This window comes from Pseudomonas sp. GM78, from assembly GCF_000282475.1.
Lineage (GTDB): Bacteria > Pseudomonadota > Gammaproteobacteria > Pseudomonadales > Pseudomonadaceae > Aquipseudomonas.
In genome coordinates this window covers 70,179-91,717 of sequence record NZ_AKJF01000075.1, presented here as the reverse complement: position 1 = coordinate 91,717, position 21,539 = coordinate 70,179, and the positions used below count along the sequence as shown (strand labels likewise).

The window sequence follows — 21,539 nt, the reverse complement described above, 5'->3', positions numbered from 1 at the left end:
CGAGAGTATCGAATCAATGCCGCACATTTTGATCGTCGAAGACGAAACCATTATCCGCTCCGCCTTGCGCCGACTGCTGGAACGCAACCAGTACCAGGTCAGCGAAGCCGGTTCAGTGCAGGAAGCACAAGAACGCTTCACCATTCCCACGTTCGACCTGATCGTCAGTGACCTGCGTCTGCCGGGCGCACCAGGTACCGAGTTGATCAAGCTTGGTCAGGGCACGCCGGTGCTGATCATGACCAGCTATGCCAGCCTGCGCTCGGCGGTGGACTCGATGAAGATGGGCGCGGTGGATTACATCGCCAAGCCTTTCGACCACGACGAAATGCTCCAGGCCGTCGCGCGCATCCTGCGTGACCGGCAATCGGTGCAAGCCAGCGGTGAACCGGTGGCCGGCAAGGTCGCCAATGGCGCGGCCAAAACCGGTAGCGACAACAGTAACGGTGAAATCGGCATCATCGGCTCGTGCCCACCGATGCAGGACCTGTATGGCAAGATCCGCAAGGTCGCGCCGACGGACTCCAATGTCCTGATCCAGGGCGAGTCCGGCACCGGTAAGGAACTGGTGGCGCGCGCCCTGCACAACCTCTCCAGGCGAGCCAAGGCGCCGATGATTTCGGTGAACTGCGCGGCCATTCCGGAAAGCCTGATCGAATCCGAACTGTTCGGCCACGAAAAAGGCGCATTCACCGGCGCCAGCGCCGGACGTGCCGGCCTTGTGGAAGCGGCGGATGGCGGCACTTTGTTCCTCGATGAAATCGGCGAGCTGCCACTGGAAGCCCAGGCGCGCCTGTTGCGCGTGCTGCAGGAAGGCGAAATTCGTCGAGTGGGTTCGGTCCAGTCGCAGAAAGTCGATGTGCGCCTGATCGCTGCGACCCACCGCGACCTCAAGAGCCTGGCGAAGATCGGCCAGTTCCGTGAAGACCTGTATTACCGTCTCCACGTGATTGCCCTGAAACTGCCAGCCCTGCGTGAGCGTGGTGCAGACGTCAATGAAATCGCCAATGCCTTCCTGGCGCGCCAGAGCGCACGAATCAACCGCACGGACCTGAAGTTCGCCCCGGACGCCGAGCAAGCCATTCGTCATTACTCGTGGCCAGGCAACGTTCGTGAGCTGGAAAACGCGGTCGAGCGCGCTGTCATCCTGTGCGAGAGCCCGGAAATTTCCGCCGAGCTGCTGGGCATCGACATCGAACTGGGCGACCTGGAAGACGACGAGTTCATCGGCCTGCCCCCACAACAGGGCAACGGTAACGCCAGCAACAACAATCACGAGCCGACCGAAGACCTGTCCCTGGAAGACTACTTCCAGCACTTCGTGCTCGAGCATCAGGATCACATGACCGAAACCGAGCTGGCGCGCAAACTCGGGGTCAGCCGCAAGTGCCTGTGGGAACGCCGTCAGCGCCTGGGCATTCCACGGCGCAAGACCGGGGTGCCGAGCGAGAGCTGAACCACACCTGTCTCATGTGCGGGTAACACATGATTTTGTGAAAAAACTGTTACCTCAGATTTTTCACGTAACAGAAGCCGGGGCTTACGGTAACGAAGCCCCGGTTTTTTTTGGCCCTCATTTACCCCGGCAACGTGCCTAACCCCTTGTTTTACTGGGGTTCGCAAAAGTTGGCACGCACCCTGCTATATGTTTGGTACAAGAACAATAACAAGCAACGTACAAGACAATAAAAATAAGACGAATCGACTCACGCACAATAAAAACAAGACGGCGAGAGGCGCAGCTAACTGATTCTTTTGGAGAGGCGTTGTATTTGGGGCTTGCCCCACGACCAGGCCGAGAACAACAAAAAACTGTCTTAAGACAGAGCCTGAACTGGTTGGATCGCAAGATCACTGCAGCACAGCGACCAAAGCAATCCGTTTGCTCTTGGCTCCCGATTGGGAGGGTCATGAAGGAAAAGCTTCATGGCAAGGGCACTCAACAAAAACAAGAAGCCCGAAACCAATAACAAAAATAGAGCATGCAACTACTTCTTGGGGAGCTTCGGCTCCCCTTGTAGTTTCTGCGATTTGCCCCGCCCCGCCTCGCTCCTACGCTTCATATCCGCTGTGTCCTACACCATCCCCCGACTAAATGCTAGAATCCCCGCCCATCATGCGGTCATTCTTCGTTTTGGCCGAACATTCCTTCAAACAGTGCATCCCATGCTGAAGAAGCTGTTCCAGTCATTCCGTACTCCCCTGCGTCGTACGCAACACATCCGCAGCACGCCTGAAGTGCTCAACAGCGGTCAACATTCGCTGCAAAAGGGCCAGTTCAGCCGTTACGCGGTGAACATCGTCGAACGCCTGCAGGGCGCCGGTTACCAGGCTTATCTGGTCGGCGGCTGCGTGCGCGACATGCTGCTCGGTATCACGCCGAAAGATTTTGACGTCGCCACCAGCGCCACGCCCGAACAGGTACGGGCCGAATTCCGTAATGCACGGATCATCGGCCGCCGGTTCAAGCTGGTGCACATCCACTTTGGCCGCGAAATCATCGAAGTCGCGACCTTCCGCGCCAATCACCCGCAAAGCGACGAAGAGGAAGATCACAATAAATCCTTGAGTAACGAAAGCGGGCGCATCCTGCGCGATAACGTCTACGGGACCCTGGAAGAAGACGCGCAACGCCGCGACTTCACCATCAACGCCCTGTATTACGACCCGGTCAGCGAACGCATTCTCGACTACGCCAACGGCGTACACGACATTCGCAACCAACTGATCCGCTTGATTGGCGACCCCAAGCAGCGCTACCAGGAAGATCCGGTGCGGATGCTGCGCGCCGTGCGTTTTGCCGCCAAGCTGAATTTCGGCATCGAAAAACACAGCGCCACGCCGATCCGCGAGCTGGCACCCATGCTGCGCGAGATCCCGTCGGCCCGCCTGTTTGAAGAAGTGCTCAAGCTGTTCCTGTCCGGCCACGCCGCAGACACCTTTGAAATGCTGGTCGACCTGCAATTGTTCGATCCACTGTTCCCGGCCAGCGCCGAGGCACTGGAATACAACCCGACCTACACCCATACCCTGATCAGCGAAGCCCTGATCAACACCGACCTGCGCATCAAGCAGAACAAACCGGTGACCCCGGCGTTCCTGTTTGCCGCCCTGCTCTGGCCAGCCCTGCCGGCGCGCGTATTGCGCCTGCAGGATCGTGGCATGCCACCGATTCCGGCGATGCAGGAAGCGGCTCACGAACTGATTGCCGAGCAGTGCCAGCGCATCGCGATCCCGAAACGCTTCACCATGCCGATCCGCGAGATCTGGGACATGCAGGAGCGCCTGCCACGGCGCAGCGGCAAACGTGCCGACCTGCTGCTGGACAATCCGCGCTTCCGCGCCGGTTACGACTTCCTGCTGCTACGCGAAAGCGCCGGCGAGCAGACCGATGGCCTGGGCGAATGGTGGACCGACTATCAGGATGCCAATGACAGCGAGCGTCGCGACATGATTCGCGACCTCAGTGGCAAGGACGACGGCACCGGCGCCCCACGCAAACGTCGCCGCAGCGGCGGCTCCAAGCGCAAGCGCTCAGCGGACGCTTCGAGCACCACGGGCGAATAAAGAATGGAACGCATCTACATCGGCATGGGCAGCAACCTCGCTGACCCCGCCGAACAGCTGCGCAGCGCCATCGAAGCGCTGGCACAGTTGCCGCAATCGGAACTGGTCGGGGTTTCGGCCTTCTATCAAAGCGACTCGTTGCTGCCCGGCCAACCGCGTTACACCAACGCGGTTGCCGCTCTCGACAGCACGCTGGCACCGCTTGAGCTGCTGGACGCCTTGCAGTCAATCGAAAACGGCCAGGGCCGCGAGCGCCTTGAGCGTTGGGGGCCACGCACGCTGGATCTCGACATCCTGCTGTTCGGTGACCGCCTGATCGATGAGCCTCGCCTTAAAGTCCCGCATTACCACATGCAAGAGCGGGCCTTTGTGCTGTATCCATTGGCGGAATTGGCACCCGCTGATCTGCGTCTGGCCGATGGCCGCAGCCTTGCAGAATTGCTCGCTGCCTGCCCGTTCGTCGGCCTGGAACGCCTGGCTACAAATTGACACAATCCCTATGGGAGCGAGCCTGCTCGCGATAGCGATCCAGCATTCATCCACAATGGTGACTGTCAATACGCCATCGCGAGCAGGCTCGCTCCCACAGGGGTTCGTGCAGGACAGAAACTGCGTGATAAGCCCACCCAGCCTGCTGAATCGCATCAGTACCCCCGGTAACACCGCTGACGTAACAATGCGGTAACACACGCAATTGACTTCCCACGTTCTCCTCACGACTATAGGCGTCCCGCTGCCGCCATCACGGCATCAAGGGCGCAATCCAGGCCTTAAAAGCACGACAAAAGACCGTGCGCCTGTATTTAACGAAGAATCACGCGCGTTACTCGCAGTAGTTTCCACAGCGCCTGAATGAGGAACTTTTCATGCCAGCCATCACCCTGACCACTCTGCAAGGTCTCAAGCACAAAGGTGAAAAAATCACCATGCTGACCTGCTATGACGCGACCTTCGCCCACGCCTGCAACCAGGCCGGTGTCGAAGTGCTGCTGGTGGGCGACTCCCTCGGCATGGTTCTGCAAGGTCATGACAGCACCCTGCCGGTGACCACCGCCGAAATGGCTTATCACGTGGCGGCCGTCAAGCGCGGTAACACCGACGCCTTGATCCTTGCCGACTTGCCCTTCATGGCTTACGCCACCACGGAACAGGCCATGACCAACAGCGCCCTGCTGATGCAGGCCGGCGCTCACATGATCAAGGTCGAAGGCGCGTTGTGGCTGGCGGACTCCATCCGCCTGCTGGCGGAACGAGGCATTCCGGTCTGTGCCCACATGGGCCTGACCCCGCAATCGGTGAACATCCTCGGCGGCTACAAGGTCCAGGGTCGCAACGAGAACCAGGCGCGGCAGATGCGTGCCGATGCCATTGCCCTGGAACAGGCAGGCGCGGCGATGCTGCTGCTCGAATGCGTGCCCAGCGAACTGGCCGAAGAAATCACCCAGGCCGTGAACATTCCGGTCATCGGGATTGGCGCCGGCTACCACACCGACGGCCAGGTACTGGTCCTGCATGACATGCTGGGCCTGTCCATCACCGGTCGCGTACCCAAATTCGTGAAAAACTTCATGACCGGCCAAACCAGCATTCACGCGGCCTTGAGCGCTTATGTCTCCGAAGTCAAAGCGGCGACTTTCCCAGGCATCGAACATGGATTCTCTGCATGAACACCGTCAAAACCGTCCGCGAACTGCGGGCCGCCGTGGCCCGTGCCCGCGGTGAAGGCAAGCGCATCGGCTTCGTGCCGACCATGGGCAACCTGCACAGCGGTCATGTCGCGCTGATCACCAAGGCCACCCAACGGGTGGATTTCGTGGTCGCGAGCATTTTCGTCAACCCGCTGCAGTTCGGTGCTGGCGAAGACCTCGACAAATACCCGCGCACCCTCGCCGCCGACCAGGAAAAACTCCTCGAAGCCGGCTGCGACCTGCTGTTCGCGCCAACTGTTGAAGAGATGTACCCCGACGGCATGGCCGGGCAGACCCGTGTCAGCGTCCCGCAACTGTCCGAAGGCCTGTGCGGCGCCAGCCGTCCGGGGCATTTCGAAGGTGTGGCAACGGTGGTCAGCAAGCTGTTCAACATGGTCCAGCCGGACCTCGCGATTTTCGGCCAGAAAGACTTCCAGCAACTGGCGGTCATTCGCGCGCTGGTGCATGACCTGAACATGCCGATCCAGATCATTGGCGAGCCGACAGTGAGGGCGGCCGATGGCCTGGCACTGTCGTCGCGCAATGGCTTCCTCACCGAAGACCAGCGCGCCGTGGCACCGATGGTGTATCGCACACTGAGCGAGATCGCCAAAGCGATCAGGCAAGGCGAGCGCGATTACCCGGCCCTGATCCGCACCAAGCTGCAACAGCTGGAAGCTGCGGGCCTGCGCCCCGACTACCTGGAAATTCGCCATGGCCTGAGCCTGCGCCCGGCAAACCCGGAAGATCGGGACCTGGTGATTCTGGTAGCGGCGTTCCTGGGGACGACGCGCCTGATCGACAACCTGCACCTGAACCTCGACACCCCCGCCTGAATTCCCCCCTACATATCCCCCGAGACCGCGCCGGTATAAAAAAGTACCGGTCGCAGGTCCGACAAAGCCAAGACAGATCGTCGCTCTGGGTTTACTGTTACCGGCCTGCGCTATTTAATCGTGTGCACGCAGGCTAACCGGGTACCACCCAGACAGTGGTCAGGACATTCCGGTATTTTCAGTGTCTTAAAGGCAGTTCAAGTAAAAGGAAACCCGCAGCGATGGCGTATTACCGCACCCCCCACGACGTGACCGCCCTGCCAGCCTGGCAAGCGTTGAAAGACCACCGCCAGGCCATGCAGGATTTCAACATGCGCGAGGCCTTCAATGCCGACCCGCAGCGTTTTAACCAATTCACCCTCAGCAGCTGCGGCCTGTTTCTCGACTATTCGAAAAACCTGATCAACGCCCAGACCCGCGACTTGCTGGTGTGCCTGGCCAACGAAGTCGACCTCAAGGGCGCGATCAAATCGCTGTTCGATGGCGAAATCGTCAACGCCTCCGAAGGCCGCCCCGCCCTGCACACCGCCCTGCGCCGTCCGGTCGGCGACAAGCTGTCGGTCAACGGCGTCAACGTGATGCCTGAAGTGCACAAGGTGCTGAACCAGATCACCGACCTGGTGGGCCGTATCCATGATGGCCTGTGGCGCGGCTACTCCGAGAAGCCGATCACTGATGTGGTCAACATCGGCATCGGCGGTTCTTTCCTCGGCCCGGAGCTGGTGTCCGAAGCCCTGCTGGCCTATGCCCAGAAGGGTGTGCGCTGCCACTACCTGGCGAACATCGATGGCAGCGAGTTCCATGAACTGGCGCTGAAACTGCGCGCCGAGACCACCCTGTTCATCGTCTCGTCGAAATCCTTCAACACCCTCGAAACCCTGAAAAACGCCCAGGCTGCACGTGCCTGGTACCTGGCACAGGGTGGTTCGGAAGCCGAGCTGCATCGCCACTTCATCGCGGTGTCGAGCAACAACGCTGCCGCCGTGGCGTTCGGCATCCGCGAAGAAAACATCTTCCCGATGTGGGACTGGGTGGGCGGGCGTTACTCGCTGTGGTCGGCCATCGGCCTGCCGATCGCCCTGGCCATCGGCATGTCGAACTTCAAGGAACTGCTGTCCGGTGCCTACACCATGGACCAGCACTTCCTCAACACCCCGTTCGAACAGAACATGCCGGTGCTGCTGGCCCTGCTCGGCGTCTGGTATGGCAACTTCTGGGGCGCGCAAAGCCACGCGATCCTGCCGTACGACCACTACCTGCGCAACATCACCAAGCACCTGCAACAGCTGGACATGGAATCCAATGGCAAGAGCGTGCGCCAGGACGGTACGCCCGTAAGTACCGATACCGGCCCGGTGATCTGGGGCGGCGTGGGCTGCAACGGCCAGCACGCTTACCACCAGTTGCTGCACCAGGGCACCCAGCTGATCCCGGCCGACTTCATCGTGCCGATCGTCAGCTTCAACCCGGTAGCCGACCACCACCAGTGGCTGTATGCCAACTGCCTGTCGCAAAGCCAGGCGTTGATGCTCGGCAAGACTTTGGCCGAAGCTGAAGCCGAACTGCGCGACAAGGGCATGAGCGAAGAAGAAGTGCATAAACTCGCACCGCACAAGGTGATCCCGGGCAACCGTCCGAGCAACACCCTGGTGGTCGAGCGCATCAGCCCGCGGCGCCTGGGTGCGCTGGTGGCGATGTACGAACACAAAGTGTTCGTGCAAAGCGTGGTCTGGGGCATCAACGCCTTCGACCAATGGGGTGTGGAGCTGGGCAAGGAGCTGGGCAAAGGCGTCTACAACCGCCTGGTCGGCAGCGAGGAAACCCCGGCTGACGACGCGTCCACCCAGGGCTTGATCAATTACTTCCGCGGGCGTCACCGCGGTTGATTTGACGCTTATCCTGCGGGTGGTACTAACCTTGTAGGAGCCCGGCTTGCCGGCGAAAGCGGTGTGTCAGTCGACATAAGTATTGACTGATACACCGTCTTCGCTGGCAAGCCAGCTCCTACGAGGGTCGCGCAGCTCCCCTCTTGTCCTCAAAACAAGAAGAAGGAACCGTCATGTTCGATATCAGCACGTTCCCCAAAGCCGATGCCGTGCGCCGGGCTGCACAACTGAGTCAAGACGACTATCACCGCCTCTACCGCGAATCCATCGAGCACCCCAGCACCTTCTGGGCCGAACAGGCCAACCGCTTCCTCGACTGGAGCACGCCCTGGCAGACCGTCCAGCGCTACGATCTGAAAACCGGTGAAGCCCACTGGTTTGCCGGCGCCAGGCTGAACGTCAGCTACAACTGCATCGACCGTCACCTGGCAACCCGCGGCGATCAGACCGCGATCATCTGGGAAGGCGACGATCCTGCCGAATCCACCCAGATCACCTACAAAAAACTGCACCATTACGTCTGCCGCCTGGCCAACGTGCTCAAAAGCCGTGGCGTGAAGAAAGGCGACCGGGTGTGCATCTACATGCCGATGATCCCTGAAGCGGCCTACGCCATGCTCGCCTGCACGCGCATCGGTGCAGTGCATTCGGTGGTGTTCGGTGGCTTCTCGCCGGATTCGCTTCGCGACCGGATCCTAGACGCCGACTGCCGCACAGTGATTACCGCCGATGAAGGCGTGCGCGGCGGCAAGTTCGTGCCGCTCAAGCACAATGTCGACAAGGCGCTGCAAAGCTGCCCGGATGTCAGCACCGTGGTCGTGGTCGAACGGACACAGAACCAGGTGGACTGGGTCGAGGGCCGCGACCTCTGGTACCACCAGGCGCTGCGCGATGTCGGCGACGACTGCCCGCCCGAGCCGATGGACGCCGAAGACCCGCTCTTCATCCTCTACACCTCCGGCAGTACCGGCAAACCCAAAGGCGTGCTGCACACCACGGGTGGCTACTTGCTGCAAGCGGCAATGACCTTCAAATATGTACTGGACTACCTCGATGGCGAAGTGTTCTGGTGCACCGCCGATGTCGGCTGGGTCACTGGTCACAGCTACATCGTCTACGGCCCGCTGGCCAATGGCGCCACCACCCTGATCTTCGAAGGCGTGCCGAGCTACCCGAGCACCTCGCGGTTCTGGCAGGTGATCGACAAGCACAAGGTGAACATTTTCTACACCGCCCCCACCGCGCTGCGCGCCCTGATGCGCGAAGGTGCAGAACCGTTGCAGGAAACGTCCCGCGCCAGCCTCAGATTGCTCGGCACCGTCGGTGAGCCGATCAATCCGGAAGCCTGGGAGTGGTACTTCAATGTCGTCGGCGAACAGCGTTGCCCGATCGTCGACACATGGTGGCAGACCGAAACCGGCGGCATCATGCTCAGCCCGCTGGTCAGTGCCCAACACATCAAACCCGGCTGCGCGACAAAACCGATGTTCGGCGTGCAACCGGTGCTGCTGGACGAGCATGGCAAGGAAATCAAAGGCGCCGGCAGCGGCGTGCTCGCCCTGAAATCAAGCTGGCCGGCGCAGATCCGCAGCGTCTACCGCGACCCGCAACGGATGGTCGACACCTACTTCAAGCCCTATCCCGGTTACTATTTCACCGGCGATGGCGCCCGCCGCGACGAAGATGGCGACTACTGGATCACCGGGCGTATCGACGATGTCATCAATGTCTCCGGGCACCGCATCGGCACCGCCGAAGTGGAAAGCGCCCTGGTTCTGCACGACAGCATCGCCGAAGCCGCCGTGGTCGGTTACCCCCATGACGTCAAGGGCCAGGGCATCTACGCCTTCGTCACCCCCATGAACGGCGTCGAGGCCAACGAAGAACTGAAAAAAACCTTGCTGGCCCACGTCAGCAAGGAGATCGGCAGTTTCGCCAAGCCCGACCTGATCCAGTGGGCGCCGGCCTTGCCGAAAACCCGTTCGGGCAAGATCATGCGGCGCATTCTGCGCAAGATCGCCTGCAACGAACTGGACAGCCTGGGCGATACCTCGACCTTGGCCGACCCCAGCGTGGTCCAGGGCTTGATCGACAAGCGCCTGAATCAATAACCCCCAGGGCGCGACCGTGGCCGCGCCCCTCCCTCTGCCACGAGCCTCCATGGAATTCATCCGTACCCGCATTGAAACCCAGATCATGAGCCTGACCGGTCTGTCCCTGGGCAAGCTCGATCTGGAAAATCCCAAGGGCGACCCCGGGTTGTTCGGACCGGATTCGGTGAGCTGGCAAGTCCACGGCGACTTCAGCAGCATGCTGATCGGCGGTATCAGCGCCCTGATGTTGCAAGCGCTGCACCCGCTGGCCCTGGCCGGTGTCTGGGACCATTCGAATTTTCGCGAGGACATGCTCGGTCGCCTGCGCCGCACCGGGCAATTCATTTCCGGCACCACCTTCGGCTCACAACAGGACGCCGACTGGCTGATCGAGAAAGTTCGCACCATCCACCTGCAAGTCACCGGCACCGCGCCCGATGGCCGGCCCTACGCCGCCAGCGATCCCGACCTGCTGACCTGGGTGCACGTGGCCGAGGTCAGCAACTTCCTCGCCGCGCATTTGCGCTATCGAAACCCGCAGCTGTCCCTGGCCGACCAGGATCGGTACTACGCCGAGATCGCCTTGGTGGCCGAACGCCTGGGCGCCCGTGACGTGCCGCGCTCCCGGCAGGAAATCACCGCTTATCTCGAGCGCGTGCGCCCGCAATTGTTGTGCGACGAGCGCAGTCGTGAAGTGCTGCGGCTGTTGTTGAACGCCCCCTCCCCCAGTCGTCTGGCCAGGCCTTTCGGCGGTTTGATGATGCAGGCCGGGATCGACCTGCTGCCGGACTGGGCTAGTGACATGCTTGGTGTGAGCCAAGGGCCGCTGCAACGCAAACTGATCCGCGCCAGCGTCAATCGCAGTGCGCCGATGCTGCGCTGGGCGGTGCGCAATGGTTCGGTGCATCGTGCGAAACGGCGAATGGGGCTGTTGTAGGAGCGAGCCTGCTCGCGAAGCTGGTAAACTCCCGCGCCCAATTCCTCCTGCAAGGCGCCCAGCATGTCATCCTTGAACCAGGCGCTGCGCGCCGCCCTTGAATATCGCCAAGGCCTGCTGGCCGAGCTGCACAGCCAGGGCACCGACTGCTATCGCCTGTTCCATGGCAGCCAGGAAGGCGCCGGGGGGCTGACGATCGACCGCTACGGCCCGCAACTGATGGTGCAAAGCTTCCACCAGTCGCTGGAGCGCGAGGCGTTGCTGCACTTGCACGAAATCGTCAATCAACACCTGGGGTTTGAAACCCTGCTGGTCTACAACGACCGCTCCCGTGGCAACTCGCGCATCGACCGTGAAGACACCGTCTACCGCGCTGACGAAGCCGCGCTGCAAGACCTGGTTGGCCACGAGTGGGGCCTCAATTACCGGGTACGCGGGCGTCACACCGGGCAAGATCCACTGCTGTTCCTCGACCTGCGCAACACCCGTGGCTGGGTCAAGGAGCACAGCAGGAAAAAGCGCGTGCTGAACCTGTTCGCCTACACCTGCGGGGTCGGCCTCAGCGCCGCAGCCGGTGGTGCCAGCGAGGTTTGCAACCTGGACTTTGCCGAAGGCAACCTGGCGGTCGGTCGCGAGAATGGCTTGCTCAACCCGCAGTTGCCGACCATGGAGTTCATCCAGTCCGACTACTTTCCGGCCATTCGCCAGATGGCCGGCCTGCCCATCAGCCAGCGTCGCGGGCAGAAACTGCCGAGCTATCAACGCCTGGAGCAGCGCCAGTACGACCTGGTGCTGCTCGATCCCCCTGCCTGGGCCAAGAGTGCTTTTGGCACCGTCGACCTGCTGCGCGACTACCAGAGCCTGCTCAAGCCGGCATTGCTGACCACCGCAGACAACGGCGTGCTGATCTGCTGCAACAACCTGGCAAAAGTCAGCATGGACGACTGGCGCGAGCAGGTCTTGCGTTGCGCCGAGAAGGCCGGCCGGCCGGTACGGGAGTGGACCGTCATGAAACCAGGCGGCGACTTCCCGTCGATGGACCAGCAGCCGCCCCTGAAAACCCTGATTCTGCAGTTCTGAAAGTCGCCGTTGTTTTCAGATAAATCCTGCTCGATGTGAGGACTTCGGAACCGAAATCGCGTGCCATACTCCAAGGCACTCCGATCCAGACAGATGAAGCCTCACATGTACAAAGGATTGATTCGCGCCATCGGCGCCTTGTTGACTGCTCTGGCCCTCTACAGCCTGCTGGGGTTTCTGATTTTGCCAGGCATTGCCTTGCGCCTGGTCAACCAGCAGTTGGCCAACTACGCGACAACGCCCGCCACACTCCAGCGCATCGAACTCAATCCCTTCAGCCTTGAAGTGACCCTTTGGGGCCTGAACATCGGCGAGCCCGGCAAGGAGCAGGTCGGCTTCGAACGCCTGTACGCCAACCTGCAATTGGATAGCCTCTGGACCAAGGCGCTGCATCTGTCGGATATCGAGCTGGAAAAATCCAAGACCGAGGTGCTCTTCGCAAAGGACGGGAAACTCAACCTGATCGGCTTGTTCAAATTACCGACCAGCGAACCGACGCCAGCCGATCCTGACGCCAAGCCTTTCCCGCTGCGCATCGACCGCATCAAGCTGGTGGATGGATCGCTGCACTTCCAGGATGCACGCCCCAGCGAACCCATCGAATTCCTCTACGACAAACTCGATTTCGAACTCAAGAACCTCAGCACCCTGCCCGAAGACAGTGCCGACATGACGCTGGTGGCGATCGGCCCCCACGGTGGCCAGATCGACTGGACCGGCAACTTCAGCCTGATTCCGCTTGCTTCCGAAGGTAAGCTGAAAATCACCGACGGCAAGATGAAGGCTTTTTGGCCCTATGTGCGCGACGCCGTGCCACTGGACCTCGAAAGCGGTGTGATCAGCCTCAGTACCGACTACAAGCTCAGCCTGGCCAAGCAAACCGAACTGCTGCTGAACAACGTCGCGGTCAGTATCGCCCCCTTCGCGATCAAGGCCCCGGACGGACGCTCGCTGGCGAAACTCGAGCGTCTGGACATCAGCGAAACCACGGTAGACCTGGCCAAGCAACAAGTGGTGGTCGGCAAGATCCGCAGCCACAAGCTGGAAACCTGGGCAGCCCTGGAAGCCGACGGGCAACTCGACTGGCAGAAACTGTTCGCCAGCCAACCGTCCAAACCGGCAGCCAAGGCCAACGCCGAACCGCCGAGCACCCCGGCGGCCGCCGATTCGCCGAAACCCGAACCGGCGGCGCCCGGTAAACCCTGGCAAGTGCTGCTTAACGATGTGCAATTGCGCGATTACAAAGTGCATCTGGTGGACCGCAAAGCGCAGCCTGCGGTGGAGCTGGAACTGAGCCCGCTAAATCTCGACTTGCAGAAGTTCGACAGCCTCAATGGCTCGCCCTTCGCTCTCAAGCTCGACACCGGCGTAGGTAAACAGGGCAGGCTCACGGCCGATGGCGAGGTCAACCTGGCGCCGGTCAGCGCCAGGCTCAACGTGCAGACCAAGGACATCGACCTGCGAGTCGCCCAGTCCTACATCAGCCCGTTCATTCGCCTGGAACTGCGTAGCGGTATGCTCGGCAGCGACCTGGCGGTCAACCTCAAAAGCACCGAACCGCTGGCGCTCAGCGTCACCGGCCGTGCCCAGGTCGATCAACTGCATACCCTCGACACCCTGAAAACCCGCGACTTTCTCAAGTGGCAAAGGTTGGTGGTCGAAGGCTTGAACTACCAACACGGCGACAGCGTTTCGATCGACAAGATCAACCTGCTGCAACCCTATGCGCGTTTGATGATCAACGATGACCGGACCACCAACATTGATGACCTGCTGATCCCGCAACCGGCCGACACTGGCGCTGGCGCCAAGCCTGTCGCCGCTAAGCCTGCCGCCGCCAAACCCGCCGCCAGCAAGGACAAGCCCCTGGGCATCCATATCGGTGGCATTGCCATCAACGACGGTTCCGCGAACTTCGCCGACTTCAGCCTGACCCCGAACTTCGCCACCGCCATCCAGCAGCTCAACGGTACGATCGGTACCATCGACAGCCGCCAGGCGAAACCAGCCAGTGTCGACATCAAAGGCAAGGTTGACCGCTATGCACCGGTGACCATCAAGGGCGCGGTCAACCCGTTCGACCCGATGGCCAGCCTCGACATCGCCACCAGCTTCAAACGTGTGGAACTGACCACATTGACCCCCTACTCCGGCAAATTCGCCGGTTATCGCATCCGCAAGGGCCGGCTCAACCTCGATCTGCATTACGTGATCGTCAAGGGCCAGCTCAAGGCTGAAAACAAAGTGGTGGTCGAGCAGTTGCAACTGGGCGAAAAAGTCGACAGCCCGGATGCCGTGAGCCTGCCGCTGAAACTGGCCATCGCCTTGCTCAAGGATGTCGACGGCAAGATTTCCATCGAACTGCCGGTGAGCGGCGACCTGAACAATCCGCAGTTCAGCGTGATGCCGATTGTCTGGCAGACCCTGCGCAACCTGATCGTCAAGGCCGCCGCCGCGCCGTTCAAGCTCATTGGCGGCCTGGTGGCCGGTGGCGGTTCGCAAGACCTGGGTACCGTGGCATTCGCCCCGGGCTCGAGCGAGTTGAACAAGGACGCCGAAGCGGCACTGGTCAAACTGTCCCAAGCCCTCAAGGAACGTCCGGCCCTGCGCCTGGAAATCGAAGGCACCGCCGCCAAGAGCAGTGACGGCCCGCTGATCGCCGAGCAACGCCTGGAACGGGAATATCAGTACAACTACTACAAAATGCTCCAGCGCCGTGGCGACAAGGTGCCGGCAAAGGCTGCGTTGCTGGAAGTGCCAGACAGCGAGAAAGGTCCGCTGCTGGAAGGGATCTACCGCACACGCCTGAAGGTCCAGCCACCTGCTGAATGGAAAGACCTGGGCAAGGAAGAACGCACCGCGAAAATGCGTGCGGACGTGATCCAGTACTGGAGCTCCAGCGAAGTGCTGTTGCGTGAGCTGGGGCAGGAACGCGCCAGCAGCATCAAGGATTATCTGGTCGACAAGGGTCAGCTTGCCGACGACCGTGTGTACTTCATCGATGCCCAGTTGGGCGAAGCGGAAAAAGACGGCAAGGTCGTTACGCCACTGCATCTGGACGCCGAGTGAACTAAAGGTCAAAAGATCGCAGCCTGCGGCAGCTCCGATGTAGGACCTGCCGCAGGCTGCGATCTTTTGCTTTGAATAGAACAGGCCCCGACACGAATGCCAGGGCCTGTAATGGCCACGTCCTTGTGGCCGGTCGCATGAACTTCTAAGTTGCGGCAGGCGTATGACTCAGCCCGCCTGCCGCGCCTTCTCCCAGTCCAGGCGAGAAGTCTTGCCTTACTCGGCTTTCAGGCCGTCAGCGGAGACCGCCTTGACGCCTTTGATTTTCTTGGTGATTGCCACGGCGGTGGATTTCTGGGCATCCGTTACCGCAACAGTGGACGACAGGGACACAACACCTTTGTTGGTTTCTACTTTGATATCGGTACCCGGAATGCCTTTCTCGGTGACCAGGTCTGATTTAACTTTGGTAGTGATCCAGGTATCGGAAACATCCTCTTTCGCTTCGGTCATTTCACCGGCGGCCAGCATCATCGGGCCTTGTGTGACCTGAGTCTGGGCAAATGCAGCGTTGGCCATGGTCAGGGTCAGCGCGGTAGCAGTAGCGGCAGCAATAGCGAACTTCTTCATACGAGTAACTCCTGTTTTTCTGGAAAGTCTGCTGGGTGATCTGTCAGCAGGGTTACCAGGGATATTGCGAACGCTGTGCCAACTTTGAAACAAACATTAACTTCTTATAAATCAATAAGTTATAAAAACAGTCATTTTTCACAATCATGCAAAATGCATGAGTTGGACATTATCGACATGCAAGTTGCGGGTTTTGAAGAAGGCCTAAGGCCATGAATTTTTGGAAGTTTTCTCAATTACTCGATGTTTCTGAACAGCGAGCAAAAAAATACCCCGCAGCGGCGGGGTATCAGGCAATAAACCAATGGATCAAGCTTGCGGCGCAACGCCCGTGCAGCCTTTCGGCGCGTATTGCTGGTCGACACCAGTGGTGCACGCCCAGCCAGTCAATGAGCGCGTCAGGGTAATGGTTTTATTCAGCACCTGCGCCGGAGCATTGAGGATGGTGCAACCAATCGTGCCCGTTCCCTCTGCGGCGTTGCCCGCTGCGGTCATGGTGCAGTTGGACGTGCTGGCGGAACCGCCCACCTGCGCCAGATCCGGGTCCGTCCCCTGGTTCATCAGGTCTTCAAACGGCACCTTCAACGCTGAAATCTCGGCCAGCCCGGCCGTAACCTTGGCCCGCGCCTGGTACTTGGAGTAAGCAGGGAGCGCAAACGTCGCCAGAATCCCGATGATCGCCACCACTATCAGTAACTCGATCAGGGTAAAACCTTTTTGATTGTTCAATGACAGCCTCCGTGCATGAGTCGAAATCTCATGATCTGCACCGTCTGCAGCACAGCCCATGCCAAGCCCGTGGCGCCCTGTTCGCGGGGTGCACGGTTGTCACCCCCCCCTTCTTACCCCCAGGAACCGCACTATCTGACACTTTTTGTCACCTCAAGAGCGCTGGTTTGGTTCCACCGATTGACTAGGCTATAAGTCTTGAATGCCTTGTACCCGGTATTCCGAGGAACGCATCGGCACATTCACGATCTATGAGGGTCGGTTGCGATCAATGCAACGGCGTTATTAACGGGTCAGCAAGGACTGAACATGGCAGTCAAGGCAGCAAGAACCGGCGTGTACACCTGGGAAGGTACAGACAGGAAAGGCACGAAGGTGACGGGCGAGTTGAGCGGTCAAAACCCGGCGCTGATCAAGGCGCAATTGCGCAAGCAAGGCATCAATCCCGGCAAGGTGCGCAGGAAAACCACGTCGATTTTCAATCTGGGCAAACGCATCAAGGCCCAGGACATTGCCCTCTTCACCCGGCAGATGGCAACCATGATGAAGGCCGGCGTGCCGTTGTTGCAGTCGTTCGACATCATCGGCGAAGGCTTCGACAACCCGGCCATGCGCAAGCTGGTCGAAGAGGTGAAACAGGAAGTGGCGGCGGGCAACAGCTTCGCCGCGGCTCTGCGCAAAAAACCGCAATACTTCGATGAGTTGTACTGCAACCTGGTGGACGCCGGGGAGCAGGCCGGCGCGCTGGACACCCTGCTGGAACGGGTGGCGACCTACAAGGAAAAAAGCGAAAGCCTCAAGGCGAAGATCAAGAAAGCCATGACCTACCCGCTGATCGTCGTGTGCGTCGCGATCATCGTGACCGGCATCCTGCTGATCAAGGTGGTGCCGCAATTCGAATCGGTGTTCAAGGGCTTTGGTGCTGAATTGCCGGGCTTCACCTTGATGGTCATCGACCTGTCGCAGTTCATGCAAGCGTGGTGGTGGATGTTGCTGGGCTCACTCATTGCGGCTGCTCTGGCTGTGCGCCACACCCAGAAAACCTCACAAGGTTTTCGCGACCGAATGGACACCTGGCTGCTGAAACTGCCTTTGACAGGTACCTTGATGTACAAGTCCGCGGTGGCCCGTTTCGCCCGCACGCTGTCGACGACCTTCGCCGCCGGCGTACCGCTGGTCGAAGCCCTGGAGTCGGTGGCCGGCGCCACCGGCAACATCGTGTTCAAACGCGCGGTGTTGCGCATCCGGCAGGACGTGGCGACGGGCATGCAGCTGAATTTTTCCATGCGCACGTCCGGTGTTTTCCCGAACATGGCCGTGCAGATGACCGCCATTGGCGAGGAGTCTGGCGCCCTCGACGACATGCTGGACAAGGTCGCCGGTTTCTACGAGGACGAGGTCGACAATATGGTCGACAACCTCACAAGCCTCATGGAACCGTTCATCATGGTGGTGCTGGGTGTTATTGTCGGCGGCCTGGTGGTCGCGATGTACCTGCCCATCTTCCAACTCGGCTCAGCGATCTGACATGCCCTTGAACGAAATTCTGACCCACTTCCCGCTGGCTTTCGTCGTCATCGCCGGGGTGGTCGGCCTGCTGGTTGGCAGCTTCCTCAATGTACTGGTGCGGCGCCTGCCGAAAATGCTCGAGCGCGACTGGCGCGTGCAGGCCCATGAGATCCTCGGGCTGCCCGGCGAAACGCCGCTGCCGACCTACAATCTGATGCTGCCGCACTCCCAGTGCCCACATTGCAGCCACCGGATTCGTGCCTGGGAAAACATTCCAGTGTTCAGCTTCCTGTTCCTGCGCGGGCGCTGTTCGGCCTGCGCGACGCCGATCAGCAAACGCTATCCATTGACCGAGCTGGCCTGCGCCCTCCTGTCGGCGTTCATTGCCTGGCACTTTGGTTTCGGCTGGCAAGCCGGCATGGCGATGCTCCTGACCTGGGGCTTGCTGGCCATGAGCCTGATCGACGCCGAGCATCAACTGCTGCCGGATGTACTGGTGCTACCGTTGATGTGGCTGGGGCTGATCGTCAACAGCCTCGACCTGTTCGTGCCATTGCCTGAGGCGTTGTGGGGCGCCATTGCCGGCTACATGGCGCTGTGGACGGTGTTCTGGGTGTTCAAGCTGCTCACCGGCAAGGACGGCATGGGGCATGGCGACTTCAAGCTGCTGGCGATGTTTGGCGCCTGGGGCGGTTGGCAGATCCTGCCGCTGACGATCGCCTTGTCATCCCTGGTGGGCGCGATCATCGGCGTGATTTACCTGCGCCTGCGCAAGGCACAAACATCCACACCTATCCCTTTCGGTCCCTATCTGGCCATTGCCGGCTGGATTGCCTTGCTCTGGGGTGGTCAAATAACCGACTTCTATTGGCAGCTTGTCGGTCTGAAATGAATACCCCTGTGGAAAAACCCTGGATTCTCGGCTTGACCGGCGGCATCGGCAGCGGCAAAAGTGCGGCGGCCCAACACTTTATCGACCTGGGCGTGCATGCGGTCGATGCCGATCATGCCGCTCGCTGGGTGGTGGAACCGGGTCGGCCGGCGCTGGCGAAGATTGCCGAACACTTCGGTCCCAGCGTGTTGCAAGCTGACGGGCAACTGGACCGCGCCGCGTTGCGCAAACTGATCTTCGAAGTACCGGAGCAACGCCGCTGGCTGGAAGCCTTGTTGCATCCGCTGATCGCCGAAGAGATTGCCCATCACCTGGCGCTGGCAAAATCACCTTACGCGATCCTGGTTTCGCCGCTGCTGATCGAGTCCGGCCAGTACGCCATGACCCAACGGGTTTTGGTGATCGATGCCCCCGAACAGTTGCAGATCGAACGCACACTGCGGCGTGACCAGACCAGCGAACAGCAGGTCCAGGCGATCCTCAAGGCGCAGTCCAGCCGTCAGGATCGCGTAAGCCATGCCGACGACGTGGTGGTCAACGACCGCGACCTCGCCTGGCTGCACAGCGAGGTCGAACGCCTGCATCACTTTTACCTTACTTTGCGTGGAGGCCAATCATGAGCCAGACCCCAACCGTCGAATGCCCAACCTGCGGTGCCCCTGTCGAATGGAGCCCCGAGAGCAAATTCCGGCCGTTCTGCTCCGACCGCTGCAAACTGATCGACCTGGGCGCCTGGGCGTCGGAAGAGCACAAGATTCCAGTGGCCCCGGATGCCGAGGACGAATTGTTCAGCGGCGATTTCGACCCGCGTCACTGATTCCGATCATCAGCGGCCTGGCATTTGACCGAAATCGAACCGGCGAGCCAGGCCCTGATGCTGCTTTTCAGGGCTTGCCCCCTAAAATCCAGCATTTTAGCGAATGCTATACTTCTCTCGAATTGCATGAATGTGCAACGTTCCCCACGGGTACTGTTACCGACGGCACAATCTCGGTAATTGGCTGCTGGACATAGGAGGTTCAACGCCAACACGAGATGGGAGGTGTGGCATGAATCGACACTATTACATCAGTGACAATCTCGACGATCTTGAAACCGTTGAAAATGAACTGGAAGCCAGTGGCATCAATTCCGAACAAATTCACGTGCTCAGTCAAAAGGTTGCCGATGTTGAAGAACATCACCTCCACGAGGTGACCTCGTTAATGGAACAGGATGCCGTTCACTCTGGTGAGATTGGTGCGGTGGTCGGTATCCCACTCGCCGCAGTGGTCCTGGGCGGCGCCTACTGGTTGGGCTGGACCGAATCCGCCGCAGGCTGGATGCCCTTCATCTTCCTTGCCATCGTTATCCTGGGCTTCTGCATCTGGGAAGGTGGCTTCTTCGGCTTCCAGGTGCCGAACGCTCACTTCCGCAATTACAAGCAAGCGATACAAGAGGGCAAGCACATCTTCTTCGTGGATGTTGAACCGAATCAGGAATCGGTACTGGACCAGGTAATCGGCCATCATCCAATGCTGGAAATCGCCGGTACGGGAACGGCTGCGCCCCACTGGACAGTCGCCTGGCAGCACAAATGGCATCAATTCAAGCGAGTGATATCAGGTTAGCTCCCCAAGACTGATGGCCAGCCGAAGGCTGCTTATTGGCCAAAGAAAATGACCCGACTGAGGAACACATAGTCTGCCTCGGTGGCCATCAGTCCGACCAACACCAGCAAACATAAAGGTGGCACCAATATCGCGTACACCAGGGCCAAGCGTTCCCAGGCCATGTGCATGAAGATGGAAACAATCAAGCCAGCCTTCAGCAACATGAACGTGATAATCAGGGCCCACCTGAGATAACCATGGAAGTGGAAATAGTCGACCAGGTACGACAGGGTGCTGAGGACGAATAACAGTCCCCAGATCTTGAGATACAGGCTGATTGGATGTTGCTGACCTTGAACATGCGCCATCATCCGCGCTCCTCTACCATAAATAGAAGAAAGCAAAAATAAACACCCACACCAAATCCACGAAGTGCCAATAAAGCCCGGCTATCTCGACGTTCTGATAGTTGCCGGAGCGTTCGTAATCGCCGCGAAATACCTTCATCGCCACAATGCTGAGGTAGATGGCGCCGATTGACACATGCAGTCCGTGGAAACCGGTAATCATGAAAAAGCTGGCACCAAATTGTGCCGCCCCCATAGGGTTACCCCAAGGGCGCACCCCTTCTGAAATGAGCTTGCTCCATTCAAAGGCCTGCATTCCGACGAAAGTCACCCCCAAGGCCGCGGTTGCCAGCATCAGGGCGGTGGTTTTCGCACGATCCCGGCGATAGGCGAAATTGACCGCCATGGCCATGGTGCCGCTGCTGCTGATCAGCACAAAAGTCATGATGGCGATCAGGATAAGCGGGATTTCCTTACCGCCAATCGTCAGTGCAAACACTTCACTGGGGTTCGGCCACGCGTCAGTGATGGTCATGCGGACCGACATGTAGCCGGTCAGGAAACAGGTGAAAATAAACGTATCGCTGAGCAGGAATATCCACATCATCGCCTTGCCCCAGTGGACCTGCTTGAAAGCGTCCTTATCCGAGGCCCAGTCGCTGGCGATGCCCTGCCAACCCGGTGCAGGCAGCGGTCTGGCTGGATCGGGCTCGACGGGGGCTTGCGGATGCGATGCCATGGTTT

The 21,539-nt window shown here is 59.8% G+C and carries 19 protein-coding genes; 15 read left to right on the top strand and 4 right to left on the bottom strand.

Annotated features, from left to right (window positions below; translation table 11 throughout):
• Positions 1-16: 16 nt before the first annotated feature.
• The 10 genes from PMI35_RS19375 to PMI35_RS19420 all read left to right on the top strand — a co-directional run bounded on the left by PMI35_RS19375 (position 17) and on the right by PMI35_RS19420 (position 15,156).
• Positions 17-1,456 (top strand): sigma-54-dependent transcriptional regulator, encoded by a 1,440-nt coding sequence (locus PMI35_RS19375; protein ID WP_008058383.1) that lies wholly within the window; start codon positions 17-19, stop codon positions 1,454-1,456.
• 710 nt (positions 1,457-2,166) lie between these two features.
• The gene (locus tag PMI35_RS19380; RefSeq protein WP_032831535.1) at positions 2,167-3,567 is read left to right on the top strand and encodes a polynucleotide adenylyltransferase PcnB; all 1,401 of its coding nucleotides are present in this window, start codon (positions 2,167-2,169) and stop codon (positions 3,565-3,567) included.
• 3 nt (positions 3,568-3,570) lie between these two features.
• A complete protein-coding gene (gene folK, locus PMI35_RS19385) occupies positions 3,571-4,056 on the top strand; it encodes a 2-amino-4-hydroxy-6-hydroxymethyldihydropteridine diphosphokinase (protein ID WP_008058381.1) in 486 nt (161 codons plus the stop codon).
• Positions 4,057-4,433: 377 nt separating this feature from the next.
• Positions 4,434-5,234: a 3-methyl-2-oxobutanoate hydroxymethyltransferase gene (gene panB, locus PMI35_RS19390; protein WP_008058380.1), complete on the top strand. Its 801-nt coding sequence runs from the start codon at positions 4,434-4,436 to the stop codon at positions 5,232-5,234.
• Positions 5,231-6,091 (top strand): pantoate--beta-alanine ligase, encoded by an 861-nt coding sequence (gene panC / locus PMI35_RS19395; protein WP_008058379.1) that lies wholly within the window; start codon positions 5,231-5,233, stop codon positions 6,089-6,091. Before panB ends, panC begins: the two co-directional genes overlap by 4 nt.
• A gap of 221 nt (positions 6,092-6,312) precedes the next feature.
• Positions 6,313-7,977 (top strand): glucose-6-phosphate isomerase, encoded by a 1,665-nt coding sequence (gene pgi, locus PMI35_RS19400; RefSeq protein ID WP_008058378.1) that lies wholly within the window; start codon positions 6,313-6,315, stop codon positions 7,975-7,977.
• Between the two features lie 173 nt (positions 7,978-8,150).
• Positions 8,151-10,088: an acetate--CoA ligase gene (gene acs / locus PMI35_RS19405; protein WP_008058377.1), complete on the top strand. Its 1,938-nt coding sequence runs from the start codon at positions 8,151-8,153 to the stop codon at positions 10,086-10,088.
• 49 nt (positions 10,089-10,137) lie between these two features.
• The gene (locus tag PMI35_RS19410) at positions 10,138-11,007 is read left to right on the top strand and encodes an oxygenase MpaB family protein (protein WP_008058376.1); all 870 of its coding nucleotides are present in this window, start codon (positions 10,138-10,140) and stop codon (positions 11,005-11,007) included.
• Positions 11,008-11,070: 63 nt separating this feature from the next.
• Positions 11,071-12,087, top strand: a complete 1,017-nt coding sequence (locus PMI35_RS19415; protein ID WP_008058374.1) for a class I SAM-dependent rRNA methyltransferase — start codon at positions 11,071-11,073, stop codon at positions 12,085-12,087.
• Positions 12,088-12,180: 93 nt separating this feature from the next.
• A complete protein-coding gene (locus tag PMI35_RS19420; RefSeq protein WP_032831534.1) occupies positions 12,181-15,156 on the top strand; it encodes a DUF748 domain-containing protein in 2,976 nt (991 codons plus the stop codon).
• A 216-nt stretch (positions 15,157-15,372) separates the two neighbouring features.
• Here PMI35_RS19420 and PMI35_RS19425 read toward each other — a convergent pair whose 3' ends face one another.
• Both PMI35_RS19425 and PMI35_RS19430 read right to left on the bottom strand, forming a co-directional pair.
• Positions 15,373-15,726 (bottom strand): BON domain-containing protein, encoded by a 354-nt coding sequence (locus PMI35_RS19425; protein ID WP_008058370.1) that lies wholly within the window; start codon positions 15,724-15,726, stop codon positions 15,373-15,375.
• Positions 15,727-16,035: 309 nt separating this feature from the next.
• A complete protein-coding gene (locus tag PMI35_RS19430) occupies positions 16,036-16,455 on the bottom strand; it encodes a pilin (RefSeq protein ID WP_008058367.1) in 420 nt (139 codons plus the stop codon).
• Positions 16,456-16,764: 309 nt separating this feature from the next.
• Between PMI35_RS19430 and PMI35_RS19435 the strand changes: the two genes are divergently transcribed.
• The 5 genes from PMI35_RS19435 (at position 16,765) to PMI35_RS19455 (ending at position 20,466) form a co-directional block, all read left to right on the top strand.
• Positions 16,765-17,982 (top strand): type II secretion system F family protein, encoded by a 1,218-nt coding sequence (locus tag PMI35_RS19435; protein WP_008058366.1) that lies wholly within the window; start codon positions 16,765-16,767, stop codon positions 17,980-17,982.
• Between the two features lies 1 nt (position 17,983).
• Complete coding sequence (locus PMI35_RS19440; protein WP_008058363.1) at positions 17,984-18,856, top strand: prepilin peptidase; 873 nt, start codon at positions 17,984-17,986, stop codon at positions 18,854-18,856.
• Positions 18,853-19,476: a dephospho-CoA kinase gene (gene coaE, locus PMI35_RS19445; RefSeq protein ID WP_008058362.1), complete on the top strand. Its 624-nt coding sequence runs from the start codon at positions 18,853-18,855 to the stop codon at positions 19,474-19,476. Before PMI35_RS19440 ends, coaE begins: the two co-directional genes overlap by 4 nt.
• On the top strand, positions 19,473-19,673 hold the full coding sequence (gene yacG / locus PMI35_RS19450) for a DNA gyrase inhibitor YacG (protein WP_008058361.1): 201 nt from the start codon (positions 19,473-19,475) through the stop codon (positions 19,671-19,673). Before coaE ends, yacG begins: the two co-directional genes overlap by 4 nt.
• A 232-nt stretch (positions 19,674-19,905) precedes the next feature.
• Positions 19,906-20,466 carry a hypothetical protein gene (locus tag PMI35_RS19455; RefSeq protein ID WP_008058360.1) on the top strand — a complete coding sequence of 187 codons (561 nt, stop codon included), beginning with the start codon at positions 19,906-19,908 and terminating at the stop codon, positions 20,464-20,466.
• A gap of 32 nt (positions 20,467-20,498) precedes the next feature.
• On the opposite strand, the gene PMI35_RS19460 is transcribed toward PMI35_RS19455, so the two are convergent.
• Positions 20,499-20,816, bottom strand: coding sequence for a cytochrome C oxidase subunit IV family protein (locus PMI35_RS19460; protein ID WP_032831537.1), 318 nt, complete (start codon positions 20,814-20,816; stop codon positions 20,499-20,501).
• 13 nt (positions 20,817-20,829) lie between these two features.
• Positions 20,830-21,534, bottom strand: a complete 705-nt coding sequence (locus tag PMI35_RS19465; RefSeq protein WP_008058351.1) for a heme-copper oxidase subunit III family protein — start codon at positions 21,532-21,534, stop codon at positions 20,830-20,832.
• Positions 21,535-21,539: the final 5 nt, after the last annotated feature.

Coding starts and splice junctions, on each gene's coding strand:
- coaE (WP_008058362.1), top strand. CDS start 18,853: ATGAATACCCCTGTGGAAAAACCCTGGATTCTCGGCTTGACCGGCGGC.
- PMI35_RS19425 (WP_008058370.1), bottom strand. CDS start 15,726: ATGAAGAAGTTCGCTATTGCTGCCGCTACTGCTACCGCGCTGACCCTG.
- PMI35_RS19440 (WP_008058363.1), top strand. CDS start 17,984: ATGCCCTTGAACGAAATTCTGACCCACTTCCCGCTGGCTTTCGTCGTC.
- pgi (WP_008058378.1), top strand. CDS start 6,313: ATGGCGTATTACCGCACCCCCCACGACGTGACCGCCCTGCCAGCCTGG.
- PMI35_RS19415 (WP_008058374.1), top strand. CDS start 11,071: ATGTCATCCTTGAACCAGGCGCTGCGCGCCGCCCTTGAATATCGCCAA.
- PMI35_RS19455 (WP_008058360.1), top strand. CDS start 19,906: ATGAATCGACACTATTACATCAGTGACAATCTCGACGATCTTGAAACC.
- PMI35_RS19420 (WP_032831534.1), top strand. CDS start 12,181: ATGAAGCCTCACATGTACAAAGGATTGATTCGCGCCATCGGCGCCTTG.
- panC (WP_008058379.1), top strand. CDS start 5,231: ATGAACACCGTCAAAACCGTCCGCGAACTGCGGGCCGCCGTGGCCCGT.
- PMI35_RS19465 (WP_008058351.1), bottom strand. CDS start 21,534: ATGGCATCGCATCCGCAAGCCCCCGTCGAGCCCGATCCAGCCAGACCG.
- folK (WP_008058381.1), top strand. CDS start 3,571: ATGGAACGCATCTACATCGGCATGGGCAGCAACCTCGCTGACCCCGCC.
- PMI35_RS19380 (WP_032831535.1), top strand. CDS start 2,167: ATGCTGAAGAAGCTGTTCCAGTCATTCCGTACTCCCCTGCGTCGTACG.
- PMI35_RS19410 (WP_008058376.1), top strand. CDS start 10,138: ATGGAATTCATCCGTACCCGCATTGAAACCCAGATCATGAGCCTGACC.
- panB (WP_008058380.1), top strand. CDS start 4,434: ATGCCAGCCATCACCCTGACCACTCTGCAAGGTCTCAAGCACAAAGGT.
- PMI35_RS19435 (WP_008058366.1), top strand. CDS start 16,765: ATGGCAGTCAAGGCAGCAAGAACCGGCGTGTACACCTGGGAAGGTACA.
- PMI35_RS19375 (WP_008058383.1), top strand. CDS start 17: ATGCCGCACATTTTGATCGTCGAAGACGAAACCATTATCCGCTCCGCC.
- yacG (WP_008058361.1), top strand. CDS start 19,473: ATGAGCCAGACCCCAACCGTCGAATGCCCAACCTGCGGTGCCCCTGTC.
- acs (WP_008058377.1), top strand. CDS start 8,151: ATGTTCGATATCAGCACGTTCCCCAAAGCCGATGCCGTGCGCCGGGCT.
- PMI35_RS19460 (WP_032831537.1), bottom strand. CDS start 20,816: ATGGCGCATGTTCAAGGTCAGCAACATCCAATCAGCCTGTATCTCAAG.